Source organism: Pseudomonas sp. AN3A02, assembly GCF_011765255.1.
Lineage (GTDB): Bacteria > Pseudomonadota > Gammaproteobacteria > Pseudomonadales > Pseudomonadaceae > Aquipseudomonas.
This window is the reverse complement of record NZ_JAARNI010000001.1, coordinates 664,214-689,433: the sequence shown is the minus strand read 5'-3', so window position 1 is coordinate 689,433 and position 25,220 is coordinate 664,214. Positions and strand designations below refer to the sequence as shown.

Genomic DNA, 25,220 nt, shown 5'->3' with positions numbered 1-25,220 from the left:
TAGTTAATTGGGAGCGGACGCTATCTGGCGTGTCGTTTCCTGCATCGACTGACGGAGCCCATACCATGCGAGTCGGCCCGCTTTACTTGTTCTGTTTTGTTCTTTCAGGCTTCAGCACGTTGGCGGCGGCGCAAGGCTGTCCTTACCCGAGTGCCGTACGGTACGTTGATGGCCATTTTCAGGGAACTGACAAAGAGTCTCCATGGATAAGCCAGGCAATGAACGGCCAGGACCTTTTGGAAACCTTTGTGGGCGCGATTTTTATTCCGAGGGAGTCGGATGAGCGCAAGCATGGCTACCTGGAAAAGTGCGTGTACAAAACGGTGAGGGGCAATACGGTCGCCTTGAGGTACGGCCCGGCCAAGGGCGGGGGGACGATGTCACTGGCAGAAACCACGCACTGGCATCCGGGCACCGATGTTTTCGGGCAACCCACCTTCCAGTGCGACGACCGTCAGCCCGATAACTGCGCCTTCACTTTCGAGGCAGCAAAGCGCTGACGGCGCTCACTCAATAGTCAGACAAGTCCGCCAGCGGATGCCGCCCTTCCCACACCTTGTGGAAGTGCGCCTGCACCACGGCCTCGGGGATCAAGTTGATGTCCGGCCAATGCCAGTGGGGCCGTTGGTCCTTGTCGATCAACCGCGCCCGCACGCCTTCGCTGAATTCCGGGTGACGGCAGCAGTTCAGGCTCAAGGTGTATTCCATCTGGAACACCTGAGCCAGGGACAGGTGCCGCGCACGATGGATCTGCTCCCACACCAGTTGCGCGGTCAGCGGGCAGCCTTCGCTCAGGGTCTTGCCAGCGCGGCTGAACAGCGGGTCGGCGTGGTCGCGCAACTGGCTCAAGGCACGCCACGCGCAGCGCACATCGCCGACGTCCAGCCACTCGTCGATCTGCGCCCGGCGCGGCAGCCATTGGGCGTCAGGCAACTGACCGGTGGCTTCCTGGGCCAGGGCCTTGAGCAGGCTATTGAGCTGCATGTCGGTCTGTTCCTGCCAGTTCAGTTGCAGCAGGCCTTCGAGCAGCTCGTCTTGTTGTTCATCCAGCAGAAAACGGTCAGCCAGGCCCAGGTCCAGGGCGTCGCGGCCATTCATGTGGGCGCCGGTCAGGCCGAGGAACAAACCCAACTTGCCGGGCAGGCGGGACAGGAACCAACTGGCGCCCACGTCCGGGTACAGGCCGATGCTGATTTCCGGCATGGCCAGGCGGCTGCTCGGGGTGACGATGCGCACTGCGGCACTTTGCAGCAAGCCCATGCCGCCGCCCAGCACATAGCCGTGACCCCAGCAGATCAGCGGTTTCGGGTAGGTGTGCAGGCGGTAGTCGAGACGGTATTCAGCGGCGAAAAATTGCGCGGCCAGCGCCGGTACTTCCCCGGGATGTTCACGGCAGGCCTGGGCCAGGCTGCGTACTTCGCCGCCGGCGCAAAACGCCTTGGGGCCATTGCCGCGCAGCAGCACGCAGACGATTTGCGGGTCTTTGGCCCAGGCATCCAGGCGCTCGCTCAGGGCCAGGATCATCGGCAACGACAGGGCGTTGAGGGATTTTTCCGCGTCCAGGCTGGCGATGCCAATGCGGGCGCCGTCGGTGCCAATCAGCTCTTCGAAGTGCAGGTTCATCATGACCTCAATCGAGAAAGTGAAGGTTCAGTATGATCGCTTCACGGGAAAGTGTCGGTTCTGCGTCAGATCAATTGACAAGCAGGGTGGGCTTTCCTAGGGTTCGCACCATTGTTTTTTCTGGATGCAACCATGACCACCGACGACCGTATCAAACTCGAACCCAGCTGGAAACACGCCCTGCGTGACGAGTTCGACCAGCCGTACATGGCCCAGCTGCGGGAATTCCTGCGCCAGGAGCACGCGGCCGGCAAGGAGATCTACCCGCCGGGCCCGATGATCTTCAACGCGCTCAACTCAACGCCGCTGGACAAGGTCAAGGTGGTGATCCTCGGTCAGGACCCGTACCACGGCCCTGGCCAGGCCCATGGCCTGTGCTTCTCGGTGCAACCGGGCGTGCCGGCGCCGCCGTCGCTGGTCAATATCTATAAAGAACTCAAGCGCGACCTGAACATCGACATCCCCAATCACGGCTACCTGCAAAGCTGGGCTGACCAGGGCGTGCTGATGATCAACACCACCATGACCGTGGAGCGCGCGAATGCCAACGCCCATGCGGGCAAAGGCTGGCAGTTCTTTACCGACCGGATTATCGAAATTGTCAGCGCGCACCAGCCGCATCTGGTGTTCTTGCTGTGGGGCGCCCATGCGCAGGGCAAGCAGAAGCTGATCGACGCCACCAAGCACCTGGTGCTGACGTCGGTGCATCCGTCGCCGCTGTCGGCGTATCGAGGGTTTATTGGCTGCGGACACTTCAGCCGCACCAACAAGTTTCTTGAGCAGAATGGCGAAACGCCGATCGAGTGGCGATTGCCGCCGGTTTGACATAGATCCAATGTAGGAGCTGTCGAGCTTTAGCGAGGCTGCGAGACGGCGGCACAGTCAACATTAATGTTGCCTGACCCACCGCTATCGCAGCCTCGCTAAAGCTCGACAGCTCCCACATTTGAACGGGGTTATGGCTTCAAAGCTTTTCCGGTTGCCGGTTCCAGTGCCGAAACAACGGCTCCGCCAGGAACAACACAAACAACAAGCGCATCACCTGCATCGCCGTCACCAACGGCACCGACAGTTGCAGGGTTTCCGCCGTCAGGCTCATCTCGGCGATCCCGCCGGGCATCATGCCCAGTGTCAATGAGCGCAGATCCAGATGCGTCAAGGCACTCAAACCCACCGCCGCCAGCGTCGCGATCAACATGGTCAACGCCGTACCGATCAACGTACGCCCCATGAACATTGGCGCGCGCCGGAAGAACTGCCGGTTGAAGTGGCAGCCCAGGCCGCTGCCGATCAGCCACTGGCCGATCTGGCTGCCTCCATCGGGCAGGCCGATGTGCAGGTCCCAGGTGATACTGACGGCGGCACTGATCAGCAGCGGTCCGAACAGCCACGGGTTTGGCTGACGCAAACGCTGCCAACCCCAGGCCACCAAAGCACCGACGGGGAACAGCACCGCCAGCCAGGCCCAATCGACGGTCGCGGGATGAAACTGCGGAGCACCTTCGCCGAGCAAGTACTTGAACGCCGCCGGCACACACAGCACCACCACCAACACCCGCAAACTCTGGCCTGCCGCGACACGGCTGAGCACCGCGCCATTGCGTGCGCCAAGGTTGACCATCTCCCCCGACCCACCCGGCATGCTCGAGAAAAACGCCGTGGCGCGGTCTTCACCGCTACGCCGCATCAACCACACCCCCACAATACTGGAGAGGCTGGTGACCAGCGCGCCGAAAAAGATCAGGCCGAAGTGGCTCATCACCTGCTCCATCACCACCGGGGTGAAGTGCAGGCCGATGCCGATGCCCACCACCCATTGGCCGCATTTGCGGCCGCCGGGAATTTCTGCCAACTGCCAGGGTGTGAGGCAGCGCACGAGGATGATCGCCAGCAACGAGCCGACCATGTACGGCAGTGGCCAGCCGACCTGGCTGGCGAGGTACCCGCCCAGCAGACCGACCAGCGGTGTCGCCCACCAGTTTTTAAACGTGGCCTCAGACATCGGCCACGGCGCGACGCTGCAAGGAACGCTTGCGCCAGATACGCAGGATCGGGAACAACAGCATCAACGCGGTCAGGACCCAGACGCCGAAGGTGATCGGGCTCGACCAGAGGATCTGCAACTCACCGTTGGAAATCGACAGCGCACGACGCAGGTTCTGCTCCATCAAACCGCCGAGGATAAAGCCCAGCAACACCGGCGACAGCGGGAAATCCAGCTTGCGCAGGATATAGCCGAAGATACCGATGCCGACCATCAGGAACAGGTCGAAGGTGGTGGCGTGAACCGCGTACACGCCGATCGCGGTAATGATGGCGATCACCGGCACCAGCGCCCAGTTCGGCACGGCGAGGATGCGGGTGAAGATGCGGATCATCGGGATGTTGAGGATCACCAGCATGATGTTGGCGACAAACAACGAGGCGATCAGGCCCCAGACGATGTCTGGTTGCTGTTGGAACAGCAGCGGGCCGGGGGTGATGTTGTAAAGCGACAGCGCGCCGATCATCACCGCCGTGGTGCCCGAACCAGGTACGCCGAGGGTCAGCATCGGCACCAGGGCGCCGCAGGCGGAAGCACCGATCGCGGTTTCCGGCGCTGCCAGGCCGCGCATGTCACCCTGGCCGAATTTACCGCTGGCACCGGCCAGGCGTTTTTCGGTCATGTAGGCCACCGCGGAAGCCAGTGTTGCACCCGCGCCCGGCAGTACACCCATGATGAAACCCAGCAGGCCGCAGCGAATATTCACGACGAATACCGAGGAAGCTTCCTTCAGGTTGAACATCATCCGTCCGGTGGCTTTCACGGCTTCCTGGCCGCGGTGGGTTTTTTCCAGCAGCAGCAGGATTTCGCTGATGGAGAACAGGCCCAGCACCAGCACCACGAATTGAATGCCGTCGGTCAGATGGATGTTATCGCCGGTGAAGCGGTACACACCGCTGTTGGCATCGATACCCACCGCAGACAGAAACAGGCCGATCAACGCCGCGACAAAGGTCTTCAGCGGTTTGTCACCGGCCATGCCGCCCAGGCAGACGATGGCAAACACCATCAGTACGAAATATTCCGCCGGGCCGAAGGCAATCGCCCATTTGGCCAGCAGCGGGGCGAATAGCACCATGCCGCAGGTGGCGATAAACGCACCGATGAACGAACTCCATGCCGACAGCGACAACGCCACGCCCGCCAGGCCTTTACGGGCCATCGGGTAGCCGTCGAGGGTGGTCATCACGGTGGAGGCTTCACCCGGGATGTTCAGCAGGATCGAGCTGATGCGCCCGCCGTATTCGCAGCCCAGGTACACGGCGGCCAGCAGGATCAATGCCGACTCAGGCGGCAGCCCGAGGGCAAAGGCGATGGGGATCAACAGCGCCACGCCGTTGATCGGCCCGAGGCCCGGCAACAGGCCAACGACGGTGCCGATCAAGGTGCCGCACAGTGCGGTGATCAGGTTGTAAGGGGTCAGTGCAACGCCGAAGCCCTGGCCCAAATAGCTGAACGTATCCATATCAGTTCTCCAGAACTTCAAGCAGGCCGAGCGGCAGCGGTACATCCATGGCTTTGTCGAACAACAGGTAAAGACCGATGCTCATCAAGGTCACGATCACCACGCTGGGCTTCCAGCGGCCGCCATACAAGCGGGCCATCGGAATGCCGATCAGCATGCTGCTGAGGATGAAACCCAGGGATTCGAAGGTGCCGGCAAACACCAGCAACAGCGCGACGCACGCGCCGATCTTGATCAGGGTTTCGCGGTCCAGTGCCGGTTCTTCTTCAGTGTGCTGGGTGGGCTGTGGGCGAAACAGCATGTAGAGCAAACCCAGGCCCATCAGCCCGAGCATCAACAGCGGGTAGGCTCGAGGCCCTACCGGCTCGTAGGAAAACGACGCCTGATACGGCCAGGCCATCAGTGCGAGGCCGGCGCAGACCAACAACATCACTGAGGCGAAAATGCGTTGTAAGAGCATGGGGAACTCCTTGGAGACTCTTGTAGGCGCGAGCTTGCTCACGAAGAACGCCAGGACGTCGCGTTTATACAGGCGGCACGCGTCATCGTTGAAGTTTTTCGCGAGCAAGCCCGCTCCCACAGAGGGGCGATTACTGGATCAGGCCGAACTCTTTGGCCAGTACTTTGTAGTCGGCTACCTGTTTCTTCACGTAGGTGTCCAGCTCCGGGCCGGTCATGGCGAACGGGAACAGCTCGCGCTGGTCACGCAGCTTGGCGAACTCGTCGGAAGCCAGCAGTTTGTCGAAGGCGTCTTTCCACCAGGCGTAGTCTTCGTCGCTGACTTTTGGCCCGAGGTAGAAGCCGCGTACCACCGGCCAGACGATGTCGTAGCCTTGTTCCTTGGCGGTCGGAATGTTCTTCATTTCCGGCTCGTCCAGGCGCTCGTCGGAGAACACTGCCAGCAGGCGCATGTCGCCGCTGAGAATGTGCGGCATGGAGTCGGAGATGTCCGTGCTGCCCACCTGGATGTGGCCGCCAAGCAACGCGGTGGCGATTTCACCGCCGCCTTCCAGTGCCACATAACGCAGGTCACGCGGGTTGATCCCGGCGGCCTTGGCGATCAGTGCGGTTTGCATCCAGTCCTGGCTGCCGACGGTGCCGCCGGAACCGATGACTACGCTGCCCGGATCTTTCTTCAGGGCCTTGACCAGATCGTCGAGGTTTTTGTAGGGCGAATCGTTTTTCACCGCGATGGCACCGTAGCTGGTGCCAACGGCGGCCAGCCAGCGCACGGCGCTTTCATCGAAACGGCCAAACTTGCCCTGGGCCAGGTTCAGCAGCGAGCCGCTGGACCACGCCACCAACGTGCCGGCGTCGCCCGGGCGCTGGGCCACGACGGCGTTATAGGCCACCGCGCCCACGCCGCCAGGCATGTAGGTCACACGCATCGGCTTGCTCAGCAGCTTCTGGTTGACCAGCGCGCTTTGCGCCAGTTTGCAGGTCAGGTCAAAACCACCGCCCGGGGACGCCGGGGCGATGCATTCCGGGCGCTTGGGTTCGGCGGCCATCAATTGGCTGGCGAACAGCATGCAGCTGGCCGTCAGGGCAAATTTACGCAGTGAAAGGGTCATGTTCATCTCCATCGTTGTTGTTATGAGGTGGCGACTACCAAAGCGCGACGCTGTAGCTCACCAGCAAACGCACTTCATCCGCATCACGGGCCGAATAGTTGGAACGGTAGGTGGCATTACGCAGGCGCACGGCCACGTCCTTTAAGGTGCCGCTTTGCACCACGTAGCGAATCTCGCTGTTGCGTTCCCACTCCTTGCCGGTCTCGCCGTTTTTGAGCTTGATGTTGTCACCCGACAGGTAACGGCTCATGAAACTCAGGCCGGGAATCCCCAGCTTGGCGAAGTCGTAGTCGTAGCGTGCCTGCCAGGAGCGTTCTTCGGCGCCGGCAAAGTCGTTGATCTGCACGAAGTTGACAAGGTAAGGATCGCTACCGTCCACGTAGGGAAAGGCGCTATCGCCGGACATGTGCTGATAGCCGGCGCTGAGCTTATGGCCATTGAGGGCATAGCTGAAGAGACCGTTGAGGGAGGTGTTGTCGATCTTGCCGCCGCGGGCTGCGCCGGTGTCATCACTGACGGCCAGGCGCAGGTCGGCGCCGAAGGTACCGGGGCCCATTGGGCGCGAGGCGACCAGACCGAGGAAATGCTGGCGGTACACGTCGTCGAGTTGGGCAAAGTGATAGCTGCCGGTGATCTTGTCGGCGAACTTGTAGTCCACGCCGCCGAAATCGAAATGCTTGCCGGTGGCGCCGCTGAGAAAGCGGCTGTTCTTGTTGTTGAGGCCGATGTCTTCGTAGTTGGTGTCGTCGCGGTCCTTGGCCTTGTTCAGGCGGCCACCGGTGAACACCAGGTTCTTGAATTCCTTGGAACTCAGCAAGCCGCCCTCGAAGGTCTGCGGCAGGATGCGCCCGTCGTTGGGCTTGAGGATAGGCAGCTCGGGGATCAGCGCGCCGATCTTCAGCTCGGTGGCGGAGATCTTCACTTTGCCGGTCAGGCCGAGTTTGGAGTATTCGTTGGCGGCGCGGCCGTCATCGTGGGTGGGCAGCAGGCCGGTGCCGGTGCGGTCGGGGCTGGAGTCGAGCTTGACCCCAAGCATGCCCAGCGCATCCACGCCAAAGCCGACGGTGCCATCGGTGTAGCCCGACTGCAGGTTGAGCATGAAGCCCTGGGCCCACTCGTCGCGCTTGGATTGTTGCGCGCTGGTGCCGTCGCGAAAGTCGCGATTGAAGTACATGTTGCGGGTTTCGAGGGTGGCGGTGCTGTCGTCGAAAAAGGCGGCTTGGCCTACGGGCGAAAAGCCGGCAAAGGCGGCGGCACTGGCAAGGGCGGTCTGGGTGAGACGAGAAGAACGAGCGGGCGGCTGAGTGCGCAGCATCGTAGGTGTACTCCGTTTTATTGTTCTTATTTTGGCGAAAACGCTTCGAGGCGTTTTTCGGGCGCTACAGGTGAAATAGCTCGGCAGGCGAAACCCACCGTGGCTGGATGCTAAAGGGCGAAGCTTTCACTAACCTTTCAGTAGCCTTTCAATGTTTTCGGGCTTCACAGCGCAGGTGGCGCCTGTAAACTCCCCGGCAAAGCGTGGCGCCGACCACCCCCGAACGAGGTAAAACCCCATGCGTGTCCTTCTGGTTGAAGACCATTTGCAGCTAGCCGAAAGTGTCGCCCAGGCGCTCAAGAGCACGGGTTTGACCGTCGACGTGTTGCACGATGGTGTGGCCGCGGACCTGGCCTTGAGCAGCGAGGAATACGCGGTGGCAATCCTCGATGTAGGGCTGCCGCGCATGGACGGTTTCGAGGTATTGGCACGGTTGCGGGCGCGTGGGAAAAATCTGCCTGTACTGATGTTGACCGCCCGCAGTGACGTGAAAGACCGGGTGCACGGCCTCAACCTGGGGGCGGATGACTACCTGGCCAAGCCATTCGAACTGACGGAACTGGAAGCCCGAGTCAAAGCCCTGCTGCGCCGTAGCGTGCTGGGCGGTGAGCGCCAGCAGGCGTGTGGCGTGCTGATTTACGACCTGGATACACGGCGCTTCACCCTGGGCGGCGAACTGCTGACCCTGACCTCCCGCGAGCAGGCGGTGCTTGAGGCGCTCATTGCACGTCCGGGCCGGGTGATGAGCAAGGAGCAACTGGCCTCCCAGGTGTTCGGCCTGGATGAAGAGGCCAGCCCCGACGCCATCGAAATCTACGTGCACCGCCTGCGCAAGAAGCTCGATGGACAGCCGGTGGCCATCGTCACCTTCCGTGGCCTGGGGTACTTGCTGGAAGCCCGCGATGCATAAGCCCAGCAGCCTGCGCTGGCGCCTGCTGTGGAACCTCGCGCTGTTGCTGGTGGTATTGATGCTCGCCAGCGGCTTGAGCGCTTACTGGAATGGGCGCGAGGCGGCGGACACGGCTTACGACCGCACGCTGTTGGCCTCGGCGCGGACCATTGCGGCCGGCGTGTCTCATCGCGACGGGACCTTGAGCGCCGACGTGCCGTACGTGGCCCTGGATACGTTCGCCTACGACAGCGCCGGGCGAATCTACTACCAGGTCAACGATATTCACCAGAAGCTGATTTCCGGTTACGAAAACCTGCCGGGCCCTCCGCCGGGTACGCCGCGCACTGATGACTATCCGGCGCTGGCGCGCTTTTATAACGCCAAGTACCAGGGCCAGAACGTGCGGGTGGTCAGCTTGCTCAAGGCGGTGTCCGAGCCGAACATGAACGGCATGGCGGAAATCCGCGTGGCCGAAACCGACGAGGCGCGGGTCGCGATGGCCCGCAGCCTGATGGCCGATACCTTGCTGCGCTTAGGGATGCTGGCCATCGGTGCGTTGTTTTTGGTGTTCTTTGCGGTGAGTGCGGCGTTGCGGCCGCTGGAGCGTCTGCGCACGGCGGTAGAGGAGCGTCAGCCGGATGATCTGCGGCCGTTGCCCTTGGTGGAGGTGCAGCATGAGCTGGGCCCGCTGGTGCGTGCGCTCAACCATTTCACCGAACGCTTGCGCGGGCAGTTCGAGCGCCAGGCGCAGTTTATTGCCGATGCCGCCCATGAGCTGCGTACCCCGCTGGCGGCCCTCAAAGCCCGGCTGGAACTCGGCCTGCGCGCCGAAGACCCGGCCACCTGGCGCACCACCCTGGAAACCGCGGCCCAGGGCACCGATCGCCTGACTCATCTGGCCAATCAGCTGCTCTCACTGGCCCGCATCGAAAACGGTGCCCGGGCGATTGCCGAAGGCGGGGCGCAGTTGCTGGACCTGAGCCAGTTGGCCCGCGAATTGGGCATGGCCATGGCGCCGCTGGCCCATGCACGTGGCGTGGCCCTGGCGCTGGAAGCGGATGAGCCGGTGTGGCTGCGAGGCGAGCCGACCTTGTTGAACGAGTTGTTGAGCAACCTGGTGGACAACGCTTTGGCTCACACGCCACCGGGCGGCAACGTGATCCTGCGGGTAACGGCGCCAGCGGTACTTGAGGTGGAAGACGACGGCCCGGGTATCCCGCTGGATGAGCGGGACCGAGTGTTCGAGCGGTTCTATCGGCGCAGCCAACAGGGCTTGGGTTCGGGCTTGGGGCTGGCGATTGTCGGTGAGATCTGCCGGGCACATCTGGCGCAGATCAGCTTGCATGACGGTGAACTGGCGGGGTTGAAGGTGCGGGTCAGTTTTATTGCGGGGTAATCAGTAAAACATCGACCGCGCTTCATCCAGCTCGGCACGCAAGGCGTCGCTGCAGGGATCGAGGCGCAGTTTGTTGATTGCAGGCAGCGTCGCTATCGGCACGCTGGCCAGCGGGTGATTGGTGTTGCGGTGGCAATACAGCACGGCGATCTGCACCAGGTCGATATAGTCCAGGCGCGCGGAGTCGCGCTCCAGGTCGAGGTATTGCCCTGGCAGATTCACCAGCATTTCCGGGAAGTCCCAACGTCGCAGCAGTTTGTCCCCCAGCAGCGGGTGGATGCTTTCAATCACGTGGTTGAGGCTGACGGGGTCGGCCAGCAGTTCATAGTGATCTTCGGCGTAGGTCAGGATCGGCAGCACGCCAATCTGGTGCACCAAGCCACCGAGGGCCGCCTGATCAGGCTTCAACTGGCTGTGGTTGCGGCAGAGCGCGTAGCTCACGCCGGCCACTTCCAGGCTGCGTCGCCACACATCGCGCATCTTCTGTTCGACTACATCGGAGCGGGCGTGAAAGATCTGTTCCATAACCAGCCCGATCGACAGGTTACTGCTGTAGTTGGTGCCCAGCCGGGTGATGGCGGTGTGCAGGTCGGTGACTTCCTGGGTCGCGCGCAACAGCGGGCTGTTGACCACTTTGATCAGCCGCGCCGACAAGGCGGTATCGCGGCCGATCACTTTGCTCAGATGGCTGATGCTGATGTCCGGGTCTTCGGCGGCCTGACGAATCTTCAGGGCCACTTCCGGTAGCGTTGGCAGAACCAGGTCATCGTTATCGATGGCCACAACCAAAGCCTGTTGGACTTTTTCCGCCAGCTTGTTCATTCATGATCTCTAGGGTGTTGCAAAAAGGTACGACGATCAGCGCTGGATCTCGCGATCACGGTCCAGCTGGTAGGGGAGGTCGAGCAACTGCAGGCCCGGGCCTTCCAGTGTGCCTACATGCACATCGCCACTCTCTGCTGCTTCGGCTTGCAGCACCGCTAGAAGTTCAATCGCCTCGCCGGCCCGGGCGGCAATCACCACCTCGCCGATGGCGCTGTTGTGAGTCGGGGAAAACAGGGGGGTGCCAGGCTCCGGCAATTCGCTGGCATTCAAGCTCAGGCGGTACAGGCGACGCTTGAGCTTGCCCAGGTACTGCATGCGCGCGACGATTTCCTGGCCGGTGTAGCAGCCTTTCTTGAAGCTGACGCCGCCGACGGCTTGCAGGTTGAGCATCTGCGGGATGAACAGTTCGCGGGTCTGAGGCATGACCTGGCCGATGCCGGCACGGATCTGGCCCAGCAACCATTGGTTCAGTTCACCTTTGTTCAATTGCGCGGCGAGTTGGCTGTGCAGGTTTTCGGCTTGAGCGGCAGGGGCCCAGAGTTCGGCGCGGCCCGGCGATACGCGGATGGCGATCAGAACGTCGCTTCGCACCACGCTGTCGGTCTCGGTGGGTAGCTCGAGGCCGAGGCTGGCCAGTACCTGATCCGCATCCGACACACCGAAGCGCACCCAGGCGGCGCTTTCGTCGGTGAGTTTGGATTTGGAGAACACGGCGTACTTCTTCAGGTCCGCCAGTTGCGGCTCCAGCAACTCGGTGGCCATCGCCAGCAGCACGCCATCGCCTTGCAGCAGGATGCGGAAGCTCGACTGCATGCGCCCTTTTTGGGTGCAGCGCGCGCCCAGGCTGGCCTGGGTGTCACTCAGGTAGTTGAGGTTGCAGGTCAGTTGTCCCTGGAGGAACTTGGCAGCGTCGGAACCGCGGACGGCGAGAACGCCTTCGTGGGACAGGGAGCAGAAGAAAGCAGAGTCAGCCATGGGTCATCGCAGGTTAAAAAATCATGAGTGCATCATAGAGGGGCGCCCGGCAAATGGATAGTTTCGGTATGGCCGACCAAAGCCGACTGTTCCAGGCAACGTCGGCCTGTATACTTGCGCTCTATTTGAGGAGCGCTCCATGGTCGAAGATGTAGAACTCAATCGCCTCTACTGGCACAGTCGCCGCGGCATGCTTGAACTGGACGTGTTGCTGGTACCGTTCGTCAGGGAGGTCTATCCGCACCTCAACGACGTCGACCGCGACTGCTATCGCAAGCTGCTGGAATGCGAAGATCAGGACATGTTCGGCTGGTTCATGGAACGCGCCGAATCGGAAGACCCGGAACTGCAGCGCATGGTTCGGATGATTCTGGATCGTGTCCAGCCCAAGTAATACGTTCGAATGCCGCTGGCATGCCTCCGGGCAGTTGCTGGCGGTTTATCTTTTCGCCCAGGCGTTCGCAGTGGGTGCGTTGTGGTTTCTCGATGTGTCCCCGTGGGTTGCAGCCGTAGGCGCCTTGGTATGCCTGGTTCATGCCGGTTGGGTGCTGCCGCGTCATATCCTGTTGACTCACCGTTCGTCGATTCGTGGCCTGCGTCGCGGTGAGGATGGCTGGCACCTGTGGAGCGCTGCACGTGGCTGGCACAGCGTGCAACTGCGCCCCGACAGCCTGGCGTTGCCGTTGATCGTGGTACTGCGCTTTCGGGTGCAGGGTGACTGGCGGGTGCGTTCGATATGTGTGCCGCGGGATTCGCAGGCCACCGATGTGCATCGGCGCCTGCGGGTACGCTTGAAGTTCAGCCGCCGTAGGTGGTTGGCACCAGAATAGTGTCGCGCGCTTCGGGCAGCATCTGCGGGTAGTCGAGGGTGTAATGCAGGCCCCGGCTCTCCTTGCGCTCCATGGCTGAGCGGATCATCAGTTCCGCCACCTGGGCCAGGTTGCGCAGCTCGATCAGGTCGCGGCTGACTTTATAGTTGCTGTAGAACTCGTCGATCTCATCCAGCAGCAGCCGAACCCGGTGTTGCGCCCGCGCCAGGCGTTTGTTGGTGCGCACGATTCCCACGTAGTCCCACATGAAGCGCCGCAGCTCGTCCCAGTTGTGGGCGATGATCACGTCTTCGTCCGAATCGGTGACCTGGCTGGCATCCCAGCGGGGCAGGGCGGCCGGCACCGGGATGCGTGGCAGTTGTTCAAGGATGTCGGCGGCGGCGGAGCGGGCGTATACGAAACATTCCAGCAGCGAGTTGCTGGCCATGCGGTTGGCACCGTGCAGGCCGGTGAAGCTGGTTTCGCCGATGGCGTACAGGCCGGGTACGTCGGTGCGCCCGTGTTGGTCGACCATCACGCCGCCGCAGGTGTAGTGCGCCGCTGGCACGACCGGGATCGGGCCTTTGGTGATGTCGATGTTGAACGCCAGGCAGCGCTCGTAGACGGTCGGGAAGTGAGTCTTGATGAAAGCTTCGGGCTTGTGGCTGATGTCCAGGTAGACGCAGTCGATGCCCAGGCGCTTCATTTCATGGTCGATGGCCCGGGCGACGATGTCTCGCGGGGCCAGCTCGGCCCGTGGGTCGAAGCGCTGCATGAAGCGTTCGCCGTTGGGCAGTTTCAAGTGCGCGCCTTCGCCCCGCAGGGCTTCGGTGATCAGGAAACTCTTGGCTTGCGGGTGATACAGGCAGGTGGGGTGGAACTGGTTGAATTCCAGGTTCGCCACCCGGCAGCCGGAACGCCAGGCCATGGCGATGCCATCACCGCAGGCGCCGTCGGGGTTGCTGGTATAGAGGTAGACCTTTGCTGCGCCGCCCGAGGCGAGAATCGTGAAGCGCGCGCCGTAGGTGTCGACTTCGCCACTGGCACGGTTGAGCACGTAGGCGCCGAGGCAGCGTTCGCCCGACAGGCCCAGGCGTTTTTCGGTGATCAGGTCAACGGCGACTCGCTGCTCCAGCAGTTCAATGTTGGGGCGTTGTCGGGCCTGGTCGAGCAAAGTCTTGAAGATCGCGGCGCCGGTGGCGTCGGCGGCATGGATGATGCGCCGATGGCTGTGGCCGCCTTCGCGGGTCAGGTGGAACTCGAAGCCGCCGTCGTCGGTGCCGGAATGTTCATCGCGGGTGAAGGGCACGCCCTGGTCGATCAGCCATTGGATGGCTTCGCGGCTGTGCTCGACGGTGAATCGCACCGCCTCTTCATTGCACAGGCCGCCACCGGCATTCAGGGTGTCTTCGACGTGGGATTGCACGGTGTCGGTGTCATCCAGCACCGCTGCGACGCCGCCTTGGGCCCAGAATGTCGAACCGTTTGCCAGGTCACCCTTGCTCAGAACGGCTATGCGCAGGTGGCTCGGCAGGGTCAATGCAAGGCTCAAGCCCGCGGCGCCGCTGCCAATCACCAGGACATCGTGTTGAAACTGTTGGCTCATTTGAAGGATTCCGCAAAAAGCGATCCGAAGGGGGCGCAAACAGGACGCCTGGATCGGCGAATCAAAGGGTCACACGGCCCACTAGTATATAGCGGGGGGGAGCGGCACAATAGCCGGGCATTCGTGGCATTGTGAGACTACGGTCAACGAACTGCACGGCTTTCGTGAAACTGACAGCGATTGGGATGGGAACTTTTTGCATAAGCCCAGACTCAATAGCAGGATGCCCGAAAGCTGGGAACACGCTGGATTTGCTGATCGGCGCCTGTGTCAGGTGCGTCAGGAAACTGGCGACAGATTATTCGCGCAGCCGGCATAGCCCGCGCTGCGTTTTTCGTGTGTGCCAAATCAGTGCGTACCGGAAACTTGCTTGGAGGGGGAGAACTTTTGCGAAAAGCCCGAGTCTATGTTTGCAAGCCTGATCGATTAGTTATGCAAGCCTCCTTCAAGTACAACGAGGAGTGTTCATGCTAACCCAGGAAGAGGATCAGCAGCTGGTTGAGCGCGTTCAACGCGGCGACAAGCGGGCATTTGATCTGCTAGTGCTGAAATACCAGCACAAAATTCTCGGGTTGATCGTGCGGTTTGTGCACGACACCCATGAAGCGCAGGACGTTGCACAGGAAGCCTTTATCAAGGCGTACCGTGCACTCGGTAATTTTCGCGGTGATAGTGCGTTTTATACGTGGCTTTATCGCATCGCCATTAATACGGCGAAGAACTATCTGGTTTCTCGCGGTCGCCGCCCACCGGATAGTGATGTTAGTTCGGAAGATGCTGAATTTTATGATGGTGATCACGGCCTCAAAGATCTCGAGTCGCCGGAGCGTGCATTGCTGCGCGACGAGATTGAAGGAACCGTCCATCGCACTATTCAACAACTGCCAGAAGATTTGCGTACCGCGTTAACTTTACGTGAATTCGATGGTCTGAGTTACGAAGACATTGCGAGCGTCATGCAATGTCCGGTGGGTACCGTACGTTCCCGGATTTTCCGGGCTCGGGAAGCCATCGATAAAGCCCTGCAGCCGTTGTTGCAGGAAAACTGAGACAGCGGCGACAGCCAAGAGAGGAACCGCCATGAGTCGTGATGCCCTGCAGGAATCGCTGTCCGCAGTGATGGATAACGAAGCGGATGAACTGGAACTTCGTCGAGTGCTTAATGCATTTGATGATGCCGAAACCCGTGATACCTGGTCTCGTTACCAAGTCGCTCGGGCGGTGATGCACAAGGATCTTCTAATCCCTCGTCTGGATATTGCTGCGGCCGTTTCTGCTGCGCTGGCTGATGAAGCCGTTCCGGCAAAAGCTGCTCGCGGTCCTTGGCGTAGCCTGGGTCGTCTGGCAGTCGCTGCTTCGGTGACCGTCGCTGTACTGGCAGGTGTTCGCCTGTATAACCAGGACGAAATCGCCGGTGCCGAACTGGCCCAGCAGACCCAGCAACCGGTCATGGCCGGTCCACAGGTCAAGGGTCCAGCTGTGCTGGCCGGCTACAAGGAAAGCTCCGATACCACCGGGCCTATGGCCAACGGTGTACTTCAAGGGCAATCCGGCTGGCAAGATCAGCGTCTTCCAGGCTACCTGCGCCAACACGCACAGGAATCGGCCTTGAAAGGCACTGAAAGCGCCCTGCCATACGCTCGTGCTGCAAGCCTGGAAAACCGCTAGTCCGCCAAGGAGCTTTATGCGCGCCATACCGCTCCTTGCGCTTTTGCTCAGTGGCTGGTTTGTAGTCCCCGCCCATGCCGACGAAGCCCAAGACTGGCTGACGCGTCTTGGGCGGGCGGAGCAGCAGCAAAGCTTTCAGGGCACGTTCATCTACGAGCGTAATGGTAGTTTTTCTACCCATGACATCTGGCATCGTGTCCAGAATGGTCAGGTCCGTGAGCGGCTTTTGCAGCTCGATGGTTCCGCTCAGGAAGTCCTGCGCGTTGATGGCCGTACCCAATGCGTGAGTGGCACGCTGGTTGCCGGGCTTGGGGGCTCCCCCAACGCCGCAGCACGCGCCCTTGATCCGCAAAAACTCAAAGCTTTCTACGACCTTGCCGTCATCGGCAAATCGCGCGTGGCTGGTCGAAATGCGGTAATCGTCTCAATTACGCCTCGTGATGCATACCGTTATGGTTTTGAGTTGCATCTGGACCGCGAAACCGCCTTGCCGCTGAAGTCCTTGTTGCTTAACGATCAGGGTCAGTTGCTGGAGCGATTCCAGTTTACCGACCTCAGTACGTCGGTGCCTGACGATCGCGAGTTGCAGCCCAGTGGCGAATGTACGCCGGTCTCGGTAACCAGCGCCAAGGCTCCGGAAGTCGAACTCCCTCAGGATTGGCGTCTCGATTGGTTGCCGCCAGGCTTCCAGTTGGTCAACCGCAGTGCCCATAAAGACTCTCATACCAAGGTAATTGTCAGCAGTTTGATGTATGACGACGGCCTGGCGCGTTTTTCGGTATTCCTGGAGCCGCTCAACGGCGCGGCCGTGACCGAGACCCGTACCCAACTTGGTCCTACCGTCGCAGTTTCACGGCGTCTGAATACCCCGGAGGGTGAAGTAATGGTGACTGTCGTCGGTGAAATTCCGATCGGCACTGCCGAGCGAATTGCGTTGTCTCTCCGCAGCGGCACCACGCCCGCCAAGCCGTGAGTTGTTAATCCTATGTTCATCCTGATATTTCAATGTTGCGCAGGAGATAGTCGATGCCTGCCTCTGTCGAGAGACATGAAATGTCTGGATCATTTTTTTCACTTGCTAATATCCCCTATGTTTTTTATAGGTCAGGGCTTAACGGCCTTGGCCTTGTTTTGTTCGCGGAACAAAAATGTCGGTCGCAGTTTTCGACGTTTATTGAACCCTGTCGCTCAACCCTGCTCGTCGTAACGGGAGCTGTATGTCGATACCACGTTTGAAGTCTTACCTTTCCATAGTCGCCACGGTGCTGGTGCTGGGTCAGGCCGTTACCGCGCAAGCGGCCGAGCTGCCTGATTTCACCCAACTGGTGGAGCAGGCGTCGCCTGCCGTGGTGAACATCAGCACTACGCAGAAGCTGCCGGATCGCAAAGTCTCCAACCAGCAGATGCCTGACCTTGAAGGCCTGCCGCCGATGCTGCGGGAGTTCTTTGAACGTGGCATGCCCCAGCCGCGCACGCCGCGTGGCGGTGGTGGTCAGCGTGAGGCACAGTCCCTGGGCTCGGGTTTCATCATCTCGCCTGACGGCTACATCCTCACCAATAACCACGTGATTGCTGACGCCGACGAGATTCTGGTGCGCCTGGCTGATCGCAGTGAGTTGAAAGCCAAGCTGGTGGGCACGGATCCACGTTCCGACGTGGCCCTGCTGAAAATCGAAGGCAAGGACCTTCCGGTGCTGAAACTGGGCAAATCCCAGGACCTGAAAGCCGGGCAATGGGTAGTCGCCATCGGTTCGCCGTTTGGTTTTGACCACACCGTGACCCAAGGTATCGTCAGCGCCATCGGCCGCAGCCTGCCGAACGAAAACTACGTGCCGTTCATCCAGACCGACGTGCCGATCAACCCGGGCAACTCCGGTGGTCCGCTGTTCAACCTGGCGGGCGAAGTGGTCGGCATCAACTCGCAGATCTACACCCGCTCCGGTGGTTTCATGGGCGTGTCGTTCGCGATTCCAATCGACGTGGCCATGGATGTTTCCAACCAGCTGAAAACCGGTGGCAAAGTCAGCCGCGGCTGGCTGGGCGTAGTGATCCAGGAAGTGAACAAGGACCTGGCTGAATCCTTCGGCCTCGACAAGCCGGCAGGTGCCTTGGTCGCGCAGATCCAGGACGATGGCCCTGCAGCCAAAGGTGGCCTGCAAGTCGGCGACGTGATCCTGAGCATGAACGGCCAGCCGATCGTCATGTCCGCAGACTTGCCACACCTGGTGGGCGCACTCAAGGCCGGCAGCAAAGCCAAACTGGAAGTGATCCGTGATGGCAAGCGCCAGAACGTTGAACTGACCGTCGGCGCGATTCCGGAAGAAGGCGCGGCGCTTGATGCGCTGGGCAACAGTAAGCCGGGTGCCGAACGCAGCAGCAACCGCCTGGGCATTGCCGTAGCCGAGTTGACCGACGAGCAAAAGAAGAGCTTCGACCTCAAGAGCGGTGTAGTGATCAAGGAAGTCCAGGACGGTCCTGCCTCCCTGATCGGCCTGCAACCGGGTGATGTCATCACTCACCTGAACAACCAGGCCATCAACTCCACCAAAGAGTTCACCGACATCGCCAAGGCGCTGCCGAAGAACCGCTCGGTTTCGATGCGTGTCCTGCGTCAAGGCCGTGCCAGCTTCATTACCTTCAAGTTGGCCGAGTAATCCGCTAGCCCAATAAAAAGCCCCGCTCTCGAGCATCGAGAGCGGGGCTTTTTTGTGGCCGTAAGGTTTAGCTCATCATGCCTTTGACCAGGCGTTCCTGTTCAATCAGCTCACGCTGGCGTGCATCGATGCGCGAGGAGAGCGGGAAGTTGCTGCCTGCACGACGCTTGGCGAAATCCAATTGCTGGATGGCCTGCTGGAAATCACCCACCAGCGCGAAATACTCGGCGCGGGCCTGATGCAGGCCAATGATATTGCCCGACAAACCACGGGTTTCTGCGACCTGATACCAGACATCCGGGTCGTCCGAGCGTGATTTAAGCAGACCTTCAAGGGCTTTTTCCGCGTCAGCGGTGCGGTTCTGCTTGAGCAGCAGATCCACCCGCACCTGATTCAGCGGATAGTTGCCAGGATATTGCGTCAACATCCGGTCTGTACGCTGTTGTGCGTCCGGCAGGCGGTTGTTGGTCATGTCCAGCTCGATCTGCGCCAGGTTGTAGGTAATGTCGTTGGGCGCCTTGGCCAGCAGCAGCTTGAGGTTTTCCCGGGCGAGGTTGAACTGGGCACCTTTGATCTGGGCGATGGCGAGGCCATAACGTGCCACATCGTTTTTCGGGTTTTCATCCAGCTGGGCCTGGAAGCGTTTGGCTGCCAGTCCGGGAGTATCTTCGTAATACAGCTGCACGCGAGCGCGGATCAGCTGATAGCGCAGGCTGTCCTCAATACCGCCTTGCTTGGCTTGCTCTGCACGGTTGCGGGTGTCGGCGATCCGCGATTCGGTCACCGGGTGAGTCAGCAGGAATTCTGGCGGCTTGGCGTCGAAACGGTACTGGCGCATCAGGCGTTCAAACATGGTCGGCATGGAGCGCGGGTCGTAGCCAGCTTTCTCCAGGTTGAGAATGCCGATGCGGTCAGCCTCTTGCTCGTTTTGCCGGGAAAAGCGGCGTTGCTCCTGGATCGCGGCGGCCTGGCTGCCGGCAATCGCCGCAATGCCGGCATCACCTGCGCCAGCGGCAGCGGCGATGATGCCGCCGAGCAGTGCAGCCATCATCGGGATCTGCATGCGTTGCTGCGCTTCCACGCCTCGGGCGAAGTGGCGTTGGGACAAGTGAGCTAATTCGTGGGCCAATACCGAGGCATATTCGCCTTCGGTCTGGGCGTTGAGGAACAGGCCGCCGTTGACCCCGACGATGCCGCCCGGTGCAGCAAAGGCGTTCAACTGCGGGCTGTTGATCAGAATGAATTCCAGGCGCCGGTCGTTGACCTGGCTGGTCTCCACCAGTTTGTACACGCTGGTTTCGACGTAGTCCTTGAGCTGCGGGTCGTTGAGCTGCGAGACCTGGCCACGCAGGTAGGCCAGCCATGCCCGGCCCAAATCGTATTCCTGTTTTGGCGAGACAATGGCAGAACTGGCGTCGCCAAGTGACGGCAGGTCGTCAGCGAAGCCTGGAGAGGCCAGCAGGCAAGCCAGCGTCAGCAGGGTAGGGCGCAAAAAAGTCATGCACAAAGCCTTTCGACAAAGACCTTACTGTAGCCGGACACTGAGCTTCGGACCAGATATTCTAAGCGCCCCCCGATGCCCACCCGGAGCAAAACCATGACCGACGCTGTAGCCTTCGATGCCGAACTGGATGCCAGTGGCCTTAACTGCCCGCTGCCATTGCTCAAGGCCAAGCTGGAACTCAATCGGCTGGCCAGCGGCGCGGTGCTCAAGGTGATCGCCACGGACGCGGGCTCCCAGCGGGATTTCCGTACGTTTGCCAAGCTGGCCGGCCACACCTTGCTGCATGAAGAAGACGAAGCAGGCGTCTATCGTTACTGGTTGCGCAAGGCCTGAATCGCTTGAATGTGCTGTCCTTATCGCCTGAGGTTTATTGATGTTCAAAGTGTTACGTGACTGGATTCAGCGCTACTTCTCCGACGAAGAAGCCGTGGTGCTGGCCGTCCTGCTGTTTCTCGCCTTTACCGCCGTGCTTACCCTGGGTGGCATGTTGGCGCCAGTATTGGCGGGGATGGTGCTGGCGTACCTGATGCAAGGCCTGGTCTCCATCCTGGAGCGTTTGCGTTTGCCGGGTGGGGCGGCGGTGGGCCTGGTGTTCGCCTTGTTCATGGGGCTGCTGCTGGTGTTTATCGTGATCGTGGTGCCTTTGTTGTGGCATCAGTTGATCACCTTGTTCAACGAACTGCCGGGAATGCTCGCCAAGTGGCAGTCGCTGTTGTTGCTGTTGCCCGAGCGCTATCCGCACTTGGTGTCGGACGAGCAGGTACTCCAGGCGATTGAAGTAGCCCGCGGTGAAATCGGAAAGTTCGGACAATGGGCGCTGACCTTTTCCCTTTCGAGCTTGCCGCTGTTGGTCAACATCATGATCTACCTGGTACTGGTGCCGATCCTGGTGTTCTTCTTCCTCAAAGACCGCGAGATGATCGGTCGTTGGGTGCGTGGCTACCTGCCGCGTGAACGGGCGCTGATTACCCGGGTCGCCGAGGAAATGAACCGGCAGATTGCCAATTACATCCGTGGCAAGGTCATCGAGATCTTTATCTGCGGTGGTGTCACGTACATCGGTTTTGTCGCGCTTGGACTGAACTACGCTGCCCTGCTGGCGCTGCTGGTGGGTGTTTCAGTGGTGGTGCCATACGTCGGCGCGGTGGTGGTGACGGTGCCGGTGATGTTGATCGCGCTGTTCCAGTGGGGCTGGAGTGATCAGTTCATCTACCTGATGGCGGTGTACGGCATCATCCAGGTGTTGGATGGCAACGTGCTGGTGCCGCTGCTGTTCTCCGAGGCGGTGAACCTGCATCCGGTGGCGATCATCTGTGCGGTGTTGTTGTTTGGCGGGTTGTGGGGCTTCTGGGGGGTGTTCTTTGCGATTCCCCTGGCGACGCTGTTCAAGGCGGTGCTGGATGCCTGGCCCCGGCAGGAACCGGTGGTGGCGCCGTTGTTGTAACGGTAGGAGCGAGCTTGCTCGCGAAGAGTTCATAGGCAACGCGCCCATTCAGGTAGGGCGCGCTACCGTTAACGACCTTCGCGAGCAAGCTCGCTCCTACAGGTTCGGTGTCAGGCTTTATTCAGCGCCTGCGCCGCTGCCAGCACGGCATCCACATGCCCTGGCACTTTCACACCACGCCATTCCTGACGCAGCACGCCATCCTTGTCGATCAGGAAGGTGCTGCGATCAACACCCAGGTATTCCTTGCCATACAGCTTCTTCAGCTTGATCACATCAAACAGCTGGCAAACAGCCTCGTCCTTGTCGCTGATTAGCTCAAAGGGGAATTCCTGCTTGGCCTTGAAGTTCTCGTGGGACTTCACGCTGTCCCGGGACACACCAAATACCTCGGTATTGGCCGCCTTGAACGCTGCGTGCTGGTCACGAAAGCCCTGGCCTTCGGTGGTGCAGCCCGGGGTGCTGTCTTTCGGGTAGAAGTAGATCACCACTTGCTTGCCCTTGAGCCCTGCAAGGCTGAAGGTCTGCCCGCTGGTGGCCTGGGCTTCGAAGTCGGCTACCGGTTTGTCGATGACTACTGCCATGAAAACTTCCTTACATTGGGTTCTGTGGGCGCCAAGGCTCGATCAGTGCGTCGAGGTTCAGGGCATCGGCGAAATCCAGGAACTGGTCGCGCAGCCAACTGATCTGCACGCCGGCCGGCAAGGTCACGGTAAAGGTGGCGTTGAGCATGGTGCCGCCGGTCTGTGGGGCCTGATAGGTGTCGCAGGTCAGGTTTTCCAGCTCGACGTTATGGTCGATAAAGAACTGGCACAGCTCGTTGACGATGTCCGAGCGGTAGGCCGAACTGACATAGGCGACATAAGGCAGAGCCTGGGGGCGGTTCTCCAGGGCAGCGCTACGGACCACGTTGACGGTGAAATCGTGCTTCTTGGCCAAACCCGGCAAGCCGGTTTCAAGGCGGGCCAGGGCATCCCAGGTCCCGGAAATCTGCAGGACCAGCGCGCTGCACTCGCCATGGCGGGTCAGGCGGGAGGTCACGACGGCGCAGCGGTTTTCATGGCTGGCGCGGCACAGGACGTTAGTCAGCTCCATGGGGTTGGCGCCAAGGGCACTGATGACAAGGAATTGTTCGCGGACTGTGGGGGTGGACATGCAGCCTTCCTAAAGCGATGAGCGGTCGATACGATGAAAGCGGTATCAATCAAAGGATGAAGGGTAGCGAAAACCATCGCCAAGGGCTAGGAGGTGGCGTTTTCATTACGTAATCAGCTTCATCAAACCCAGCTTTGGCCGAATGATGGCGTTGCTGCGAACTAAGTTGATCCAGAACGCATCCTCAGGCGGTACTTCGCTTGTACAAGCATCTTGGCGCCAGTACCATTACCGCTCTCTTTTTCCGGCAGGAGCGGTTGCATGATTGCGGGCAGTATGGTGGCACTGGTCACACCCATGGATGCACAAGGTAATCTCGACTGGGACAGCCTGGGCAAACTGGTGGACTTCCACCTGCAAGAGGGCACCAACGCCATCGTGGCGGTCGGCACCACGGGTGAATCGGCCACACTTGATGTGGAAGAACACATCGAAGTGATCGAGTTCGTGGTCAAGCGCGTTGCAGGGCGTATTGCTGTCATCGCCGGCACGGGCGCCAATTCGACCCGCGAAGCGATCGAATTGACCAAGAACGCCAAGAAAGCCGGCGCCGATGCCTGCCTGCTGGTGACCCCGTACTACAACAAGCCGACCCAGGAAGGCCTGTACCTGCACTTCCGCGCTATTGCCGAAGCGGTCGACATCCCGCAGATCCTCTACAACGTGCCTGGCCGTACCGCCTGCGACATGAAGGCCGAGACCGTGATCCGCCTGTCCACCGTACCGAACATCATCGGTATCAAGGAAGCCACCGGTGACCTGCAACGCGCCAAGGACATCCTGGCCGGCGTCAGCAGCGACTTCCTGGTGTATTCCGGTGACGACGCCACTGCCGTCGAACTGATCCTGCTGGGCGGCAAAGGCAATATCTCGGTGACTGCCAACGTCGCACCGCGCGCCATGAGCGAGCTGTGCGCCGCGGCCATTGCCGGTGATGCGGTCAAGGCCCGGGCGATCCACGAACAATTGGCACCGCTCAACAAAAACCTGTTTATCGAATCCAACCCTATCCCCGTGAAATGGGCGCTGCATGAGATGGGCTTGATGCCGGACGGTATCCGTCTGCCGCTCACCTGGCTCAGCGAAGCCTGTCACGAACCGCTGCGACAGGCCCTGCGCCAGTCCGGCGTCCTGGTTTAATTGAGGAAGCACTACGCATGAAGCGATTGGCCGGACTTTCCGCACTTGCCTTGATTATCTCCAGCACCAGTGGCTGCGGTTGGATCTGGGGCCCGGAAGGCTACTTCCGCGACCGCGGTAGCGATTACCTGGAAGCCCAACAAACCGCCCCGATGAAATTGCCGTCGGACGTCAATGTCGCCAAGCGCCTTGACCCGTTGCTGCCGATTCCGCGCAACGTGGCCGACGACACCTTCAAGGGTGAGTACGAAGTGCCGCGTCCACAGCCGCTGTCGGCCGTGGCCGATGCCAGCGACTACAGCCTGCAGAAGAGCGGCGATACCCGTTGGGTCATGGCCCAGCGTCCGCCTGCCGAAGTCTGGCCGGTGGCCGTGCAGTTCTTCCAGGACAACGGTTTCCGCATCGATGAGCAACGCCCGCAGACCGGTGAATTCACCACCGCGTGGCAGCACACCAGCGAACTGTCGGCGTCCATGGCCAAGCGCCTGCAAGCCGGCGGCGTAGCCAATGACAGCGAAGCCCGCATCCGCGTGCGCATCGAGCCAGGCGTGCAGCGCAACACCAGTGAAGTCTATGTGGTAAGCGCCGAGCGTCCTGCCGGCAGCACCGCCAACGTCGACTTCACCCCACGTTCGGTCAACACCGGCGTGGACGCTGCCCTGGTCGACGAAATGCTCGCCAGCATGAGCCGTATCTCCGAGAAGGGCGGTTCCGTCTCCCTGCTCGCCGCCGGTAGCTTTGACACACCTAGCCGCGTCAGCCTCAGCGAAGACGGCAGCGGTAACGTCGTGCTCAACCTGGGTGAAGACCTGGATCGCGCCTGGTCGAGTGTCGGTCGCGCGCTGGAACACGGCGAATGGCGCGTTGAAGACATCAACCGCAGCCTGGGCCTGTACTACATCAACTTGGCTGAAAAAGCCGAGAAGAAAGACGAAGAGCCAGGTTTCTTCAGCAAGCTGTTCGGCAGCAAGCCGACCAAGGAAGAAGTCGAGACTCGCGCCGAGCGTTACCAGGTTCGTTTGAGCAAGGTAGGCGAAAGCGTGCAAGTCACCGTCGAGAAAAACATCAACACCGTGGCGCCGGCAGAAGTGGCGCGCAAAGTGTTGGGCGTGATTCAGGACAACCTGGGCTGAT

Annotated in this window: 26 protein-coding genes; 14 read left to right on the top strand and 12 right to left on the bottom strand. The window is 60.7% G+C overall.

Annotated elements, in window-relative coordinates:
• Positions 1–65 precede the first annotated feature (65 nt).
• The gene (locus HBJ59_RS03280) at positions 66–500 is read left to right on the top strand and encodes a DUF3757 domain-containing protein (protein WP_076015948.1); all 435 of its coding nucleotides are present in this window, start codon (positions 66–68) and stop codon (positions 498–500) included.
• Positions 501–510: 10 nt separating this feature from the next.
• Here the strand turns inward: HBJ59_RS03280 and HBJ59_RS03275 are convergent, their stop codons facing one another.
• On the bottom strand, positions 511–1,623 hold the full coding sequence (locus HBJ59_RS03275) for an enoyl-CoA hydratase/isomerase family protein (protein WP_076015947.1): 1,113 nt from the start codon (positions 1,621–1,623) through the stop codon (positions 511–513).
• A 132-nt stretch (positions 1,624–1,755) separates the two neighbouring features.
• On the opposite strand from HBJ59_RS03275, the gene ung reads away from it, so the two are divergent.
• The gene (gene ung / locus HBJ59_RS03270; protein WP_167662762.1) at positions 1,756–2,448 is read left to right on the top strand and encodes a uracil-DNA glycosylase; all 693 of its coding nucleotides are present in this window, start codon (positions 1,756–1,758) and stop codon (positions 2,446–2,448) included.
• 139 nt (positions 2,449–2,587) lie between these two features.
• Here ung and HBJ59_RS03265 read toward each other — a convergent pair whose 3' ends face one another.
• The 5 genes from HBJ59_RS03265 to HBJ59_RS03245 all read right to left on the bottom strand — a co-directional run bounded on the left by HBJ59_RS03265 (position 2,588) and on the right by HBJ59_RS03245 (position 8,018).
• Positions 2,588–3,625 (bottom strand): AbrB family transcriptional regulator, encoded by a 1,038-nt coding sequence (locus HBJ59_RS03265; protein WP_167662761.1) that lies wholly within the window; start codon positions 3,623–3,625, stop codon positions 2,588–2,590.
• Complete coding sequence (locus HBJ59_RS03260; RefSeq protein WP_076015944.1) at positions 3,618–5,132, bottom strand: tripartite tricarboxylate transporter permease; 1,515 nt, start codon at positions 5,130–5,132, stop codon at positions 3,618–3,620. The genes HBJ59_RS03265 and HBJ59_RS03260 overlap by 8 nt, the downstream gene beginning before the upstream one ends.
• A 1-nt stretch (position 5,133) precedes the next feature.
• Complete coding sequence (locus tag HBJ59_RS03255; RefSeq protein ID WP_167662760.1) at positions 5,134–5,592, bottom strand: tripartite tricarboxylate transporter TctB family protein; 459 nt, start codon at positions 5,590–5,592, stop codon at positions 5,134–5,136.
• Positions 5,593–5,722: 130 nt separating this feature from the next.
• Positions 5,723–6,709: a tripartite tricarboxylate transporter substrate binding protein gene (locus HBJ59_RS03250; RefSeq protein ID WP_167662759.1), complete on the bottom strand. Its 987-nt coding sequence runs from the start codon at positions 6,707–6,709 to the stop codon at positions 5,723–5,725.
• 28 nt (positions 6,710–6,737) lie between these two features.
• Positions 6,738–8,018 carry an OprD family porin gene (locus tag HBJ59_RS03245; RefSeq protein ID WP_167662758.1) on the bottom strand — a complete coding sequence of 427 codons (1,281 nt, stop codon included), beginning with the start codon at positions 8,016–8,018 and terminating at the stop codon, positions 6,738–6,740.
• Between the two features lie 238 nt (positions 8,019–8,256).
• Between HBJ59_RS03245 and HBJ59_RS03240 the strand changes: the two genes are divergently transcribed.
• Together HBJ59_RS03240 and HBJ59_RS03235 are read left to right on the top strand one after the other, a co-directional pair.
• A complete protein-coding gene (locus tag HBJ59_RS03240) occupies positions 8,257–8,928 on the top strand; it encodes a response regulator (RefSeq protein ID WP_003212008.1) in 672 nt (223 codons plus the stop codon).
• On the top strand, positions 8,921–10,306 hold the full coding sequence (locus tag HBJ59_RS03235; RefSeq protein WP_076015940.1) for a sensor histidine kinase: 1,386 nt from the start codon (positions 8,921–8,923) through the stop codon (positions 10,304–10,306). Before HBJ59_RS03240 ends, HBJ59_RS03235 begins: the two co-directional genes overlap by 8 nt.
• Here the strand turns inward: HBJ59_RS03235 and HBJ59_RS03230 are convergent, their stop codons facing one another.
• Together HBJ59_RS03230 and HBJ59_RS03225 are read right to left on the bottom strand one after the other, a co-directional pair.
• The gene (locus tag HBJ59_RS03230) at positions 10,307–11,128 is read right to left on the bottom strand and encodes an HDOD domain-containing protein (protein WP_167662757.1); all 822 of its coding nucleotides are present in this window, start codon (positions 11,126–11,128) and stop codon (positions 10,307–10,309) included. It lies immediately after the preceding gene.
• Between the two features lie 36 nt (positions 11,129–11,164).
• Complete coding sequence (locus HBJ59_RS03225; RefSeq protein ID WP_167662756.1) at positions 11,165–12,106, bottom strand: folate-binding protein YgfZ; 942 nt, start codon at positions 12,104–12,106, stop codon at positions 11,165–11,167.
• A 139-nt stretch (positions 12,107–12,245) separates the two neighbouring features.
• On the opposite strand from HBJ59_RS03225, the gene HBJ59_RS03220 reads away from it, so the two are divergent.
• Together HBJ59_RS03220 and HBJ59_RS03215 are read left to right on the top strand one after the other, a co-directional pair.
• Positions 12,246–12,500 (top strand): succinate dehydrogenase assembly factor 2, encoded by a 255-nt coding sequence (locus HBJ59_RS03220; protein ID WP_003212000.1) that lies wholly within the window; start codon positions 12,246–12,248, stop codon positions 12,498–12,500.
• Complete coding sequence (locus tag HBJ59_RS03215; RefSeq protein WP_167662755.1) at positions 12,484–12,936, top strand: protein YgfX; 453 nt, start codon at positions 12,484–12,486, stop codon at positions 12,934–12,936. The genes HBJ59_RS03220 and HBJ59_RS03215 overlap by 17 nt, the downstream gene beginning before the upstream one ends.
• Here HBJ59_RS03215 and nadB read toward each other — a convergent pair.
• Positions 12,905–14,521 carry an L-aspartate oxidase gene (gene nadB, locus HBJ59_RS03210; RefSeq protein ID WP_063032633.1) on the bottom strand — a complete coding sequence of 539 codons (1,617 nt, stop codon included), beginning with the start codon at positions 14,519–14,521 and terminating at the stop codon, positions 12,905–12,907. The two genes, HBJ59_RS03215 and nadB, sit on opposite strands and share 32 nt — an antisense overlap.
• Before the next feature lie 467 nt (positions 14,522–14,988).
• Here nadB and rpoE point away from each other — a divergent pair, with 467 nt between their 5' ends.
• From rpoE to HBJ59_RS03190, 4 genes are all read left to right on the top strand, one after another.
• Complete coding sequence (rpoE, locus tag HBJ59_RS03205; RefSeq protein WP_003172477.1) at positions 14,989–15,570, top strand: RNA polymerase sigma factor RpoE; 582 nt, start codon at positions 14,989–14,991, stop codon at positions 15,568–15,570.
• A 31-nt stretch (positions 15,571–15,601) separates the two neighbouring features.
• Positions 15,602–16,189, top strand: a complete 588-nt coding sequence (locus HBJ59_RS03200) for a sigma-E factor negative regulatory protein (RefSeq protein ID WP_003172479.1) — start codon at positions 15,602–15,604, stop codon at positions 16,187–16,189.
• A gap of 16 nt (positions 16,190–16,205) precedes the next feature.
• Positions 16,206–17,162, top strand: a complete 957-nt coding sequence (locus HBJ59_RS03195; protein WP_076015936.1) for a MucB/RseB C-terminal domain-containing protein — start codon at positions 16,206–16,208, stop codon at positions 17,160–17,162.
• Between the two features lie 244 nt (positions 17,163–17,406).
• Positions 17,407–18,843 carry a DegQ family serine endoprotease gene (locus HBJ59_RS03190; RefSeq protein WP_076015935.1) on the top strand — a complete coding sequence of 479 codons (1,437 nt, stop codon included), beginning with the start codon at positions 17,407–17,409 and terminating at the stop codon, positions 18,841–18,843.
• A 67-nt stretch (positions 18,844–18,910) separates the two neighbouring features.
• Here the strand turns inward: HBJ59_RS03190 and HBJ59_RS03185 are convergent, their stop codons facing one another.
• Positions 18,911–20,344, bottom strand: a complete 1,434-nt coding sequence (locus tag HBJ59_RS03185) for a M48 family metalloprotease (protein WP_167662754.1) — start codon at positions 20,342–20,344, stop codon at positions 18,911–18,913.
• 96 nt (positions 20,345–20,440) lie between these two features.
• Here HBJ59_RS03185 and HBJ59_RS03180 point away from each other — a divergent pair, with 96 nt between their 5' ends.
• Both HBJ59_RS03180 and HBJ59_RS03175 read left to right on the top strand, forming a co-directional pair.
• A complete protein-coding gene (locus tag HBJ59_RS03180; protein WP_003211989.1) occupies positions 20,441–20,680 on the top strand; it encodes a sulfurtransferase TusA family protein in 240 nt (79 codons plus the stop codon).
• Positions 20,681–20,720: 40 nt separating this feature from the next.
• The gene (locus HBJ59_RS03175; RefSeq protein ID WP_003211986.1) at positions 20,721–21,791 is read left to right on the top strand and encodes an AI-2E family transporter; all 1,071 of its coding nucleotides are present in this window, start codon (positions 20,721–20,723) and stop codon (positions 21,789–21,791) included.
• A 110-nt stretch (positions 21,792–21,901) separates the two neighbouring features.
• On the opposite strand, the gene HBJ59_RS03170 is transcribed toward HBJ59_RS03175, so the two are convergent.
• Positions 21,902–22,375 (bottom strand): peroxiredoxin, encoded by a 474-nt coding sequence (locus HBJ59_RS03170; protein WP_017479251.1) that lies wholly within the window; start codon positions 22,373–22,375, stop codon positions 21,902–21,904.
• Between the two features lie 10 nt (positions 22,376–22,385).
• A complete protein-coding gene (locus tag HBJ59_RS03165; RefSeq protein ID WP_003172487.1) occupies positions 22,386–22,946 on the bottom strand; it encodes a glycine cleavage system protein R in 561 nt (186 codons plus the stop codon).
• A gap of 261 nt (positions 22,947–23,207) precedes the next feature.
• On the opposite strand from HBJ59_RS03165, the gene dapA reads away from it, so the two are divergent.
• The gene (dapA, locus tag HBJ59_RS03160) at positions 23,208–24,086 is read left to right on the top strand and encodes a 4-hydroxy-tetrahydrodipicolinate synthase (protein WP_076015930.1); all 879 of its coding nucleotides are present in this window, start codon (positions 23,208–23,210) and stop codon (positions 24,084–24,086) included.
• 17 nt (positions 24,087–24,103) lie between these two features.
• Positions 24,104–25,219 (top strand): outer membrane protein assembly factor BamC, encoded by a 1,116-nt coding sequence (bamC, locus tag HBJ59_RS03155; protein ID WP_076015929.1) that lies wholly within the window; start codon positions 24,104–24,106, stop codon positions 25,217–25,219.
• The last annotated feature ends 1 nt before the right edge of the window (position 25,220 follow it).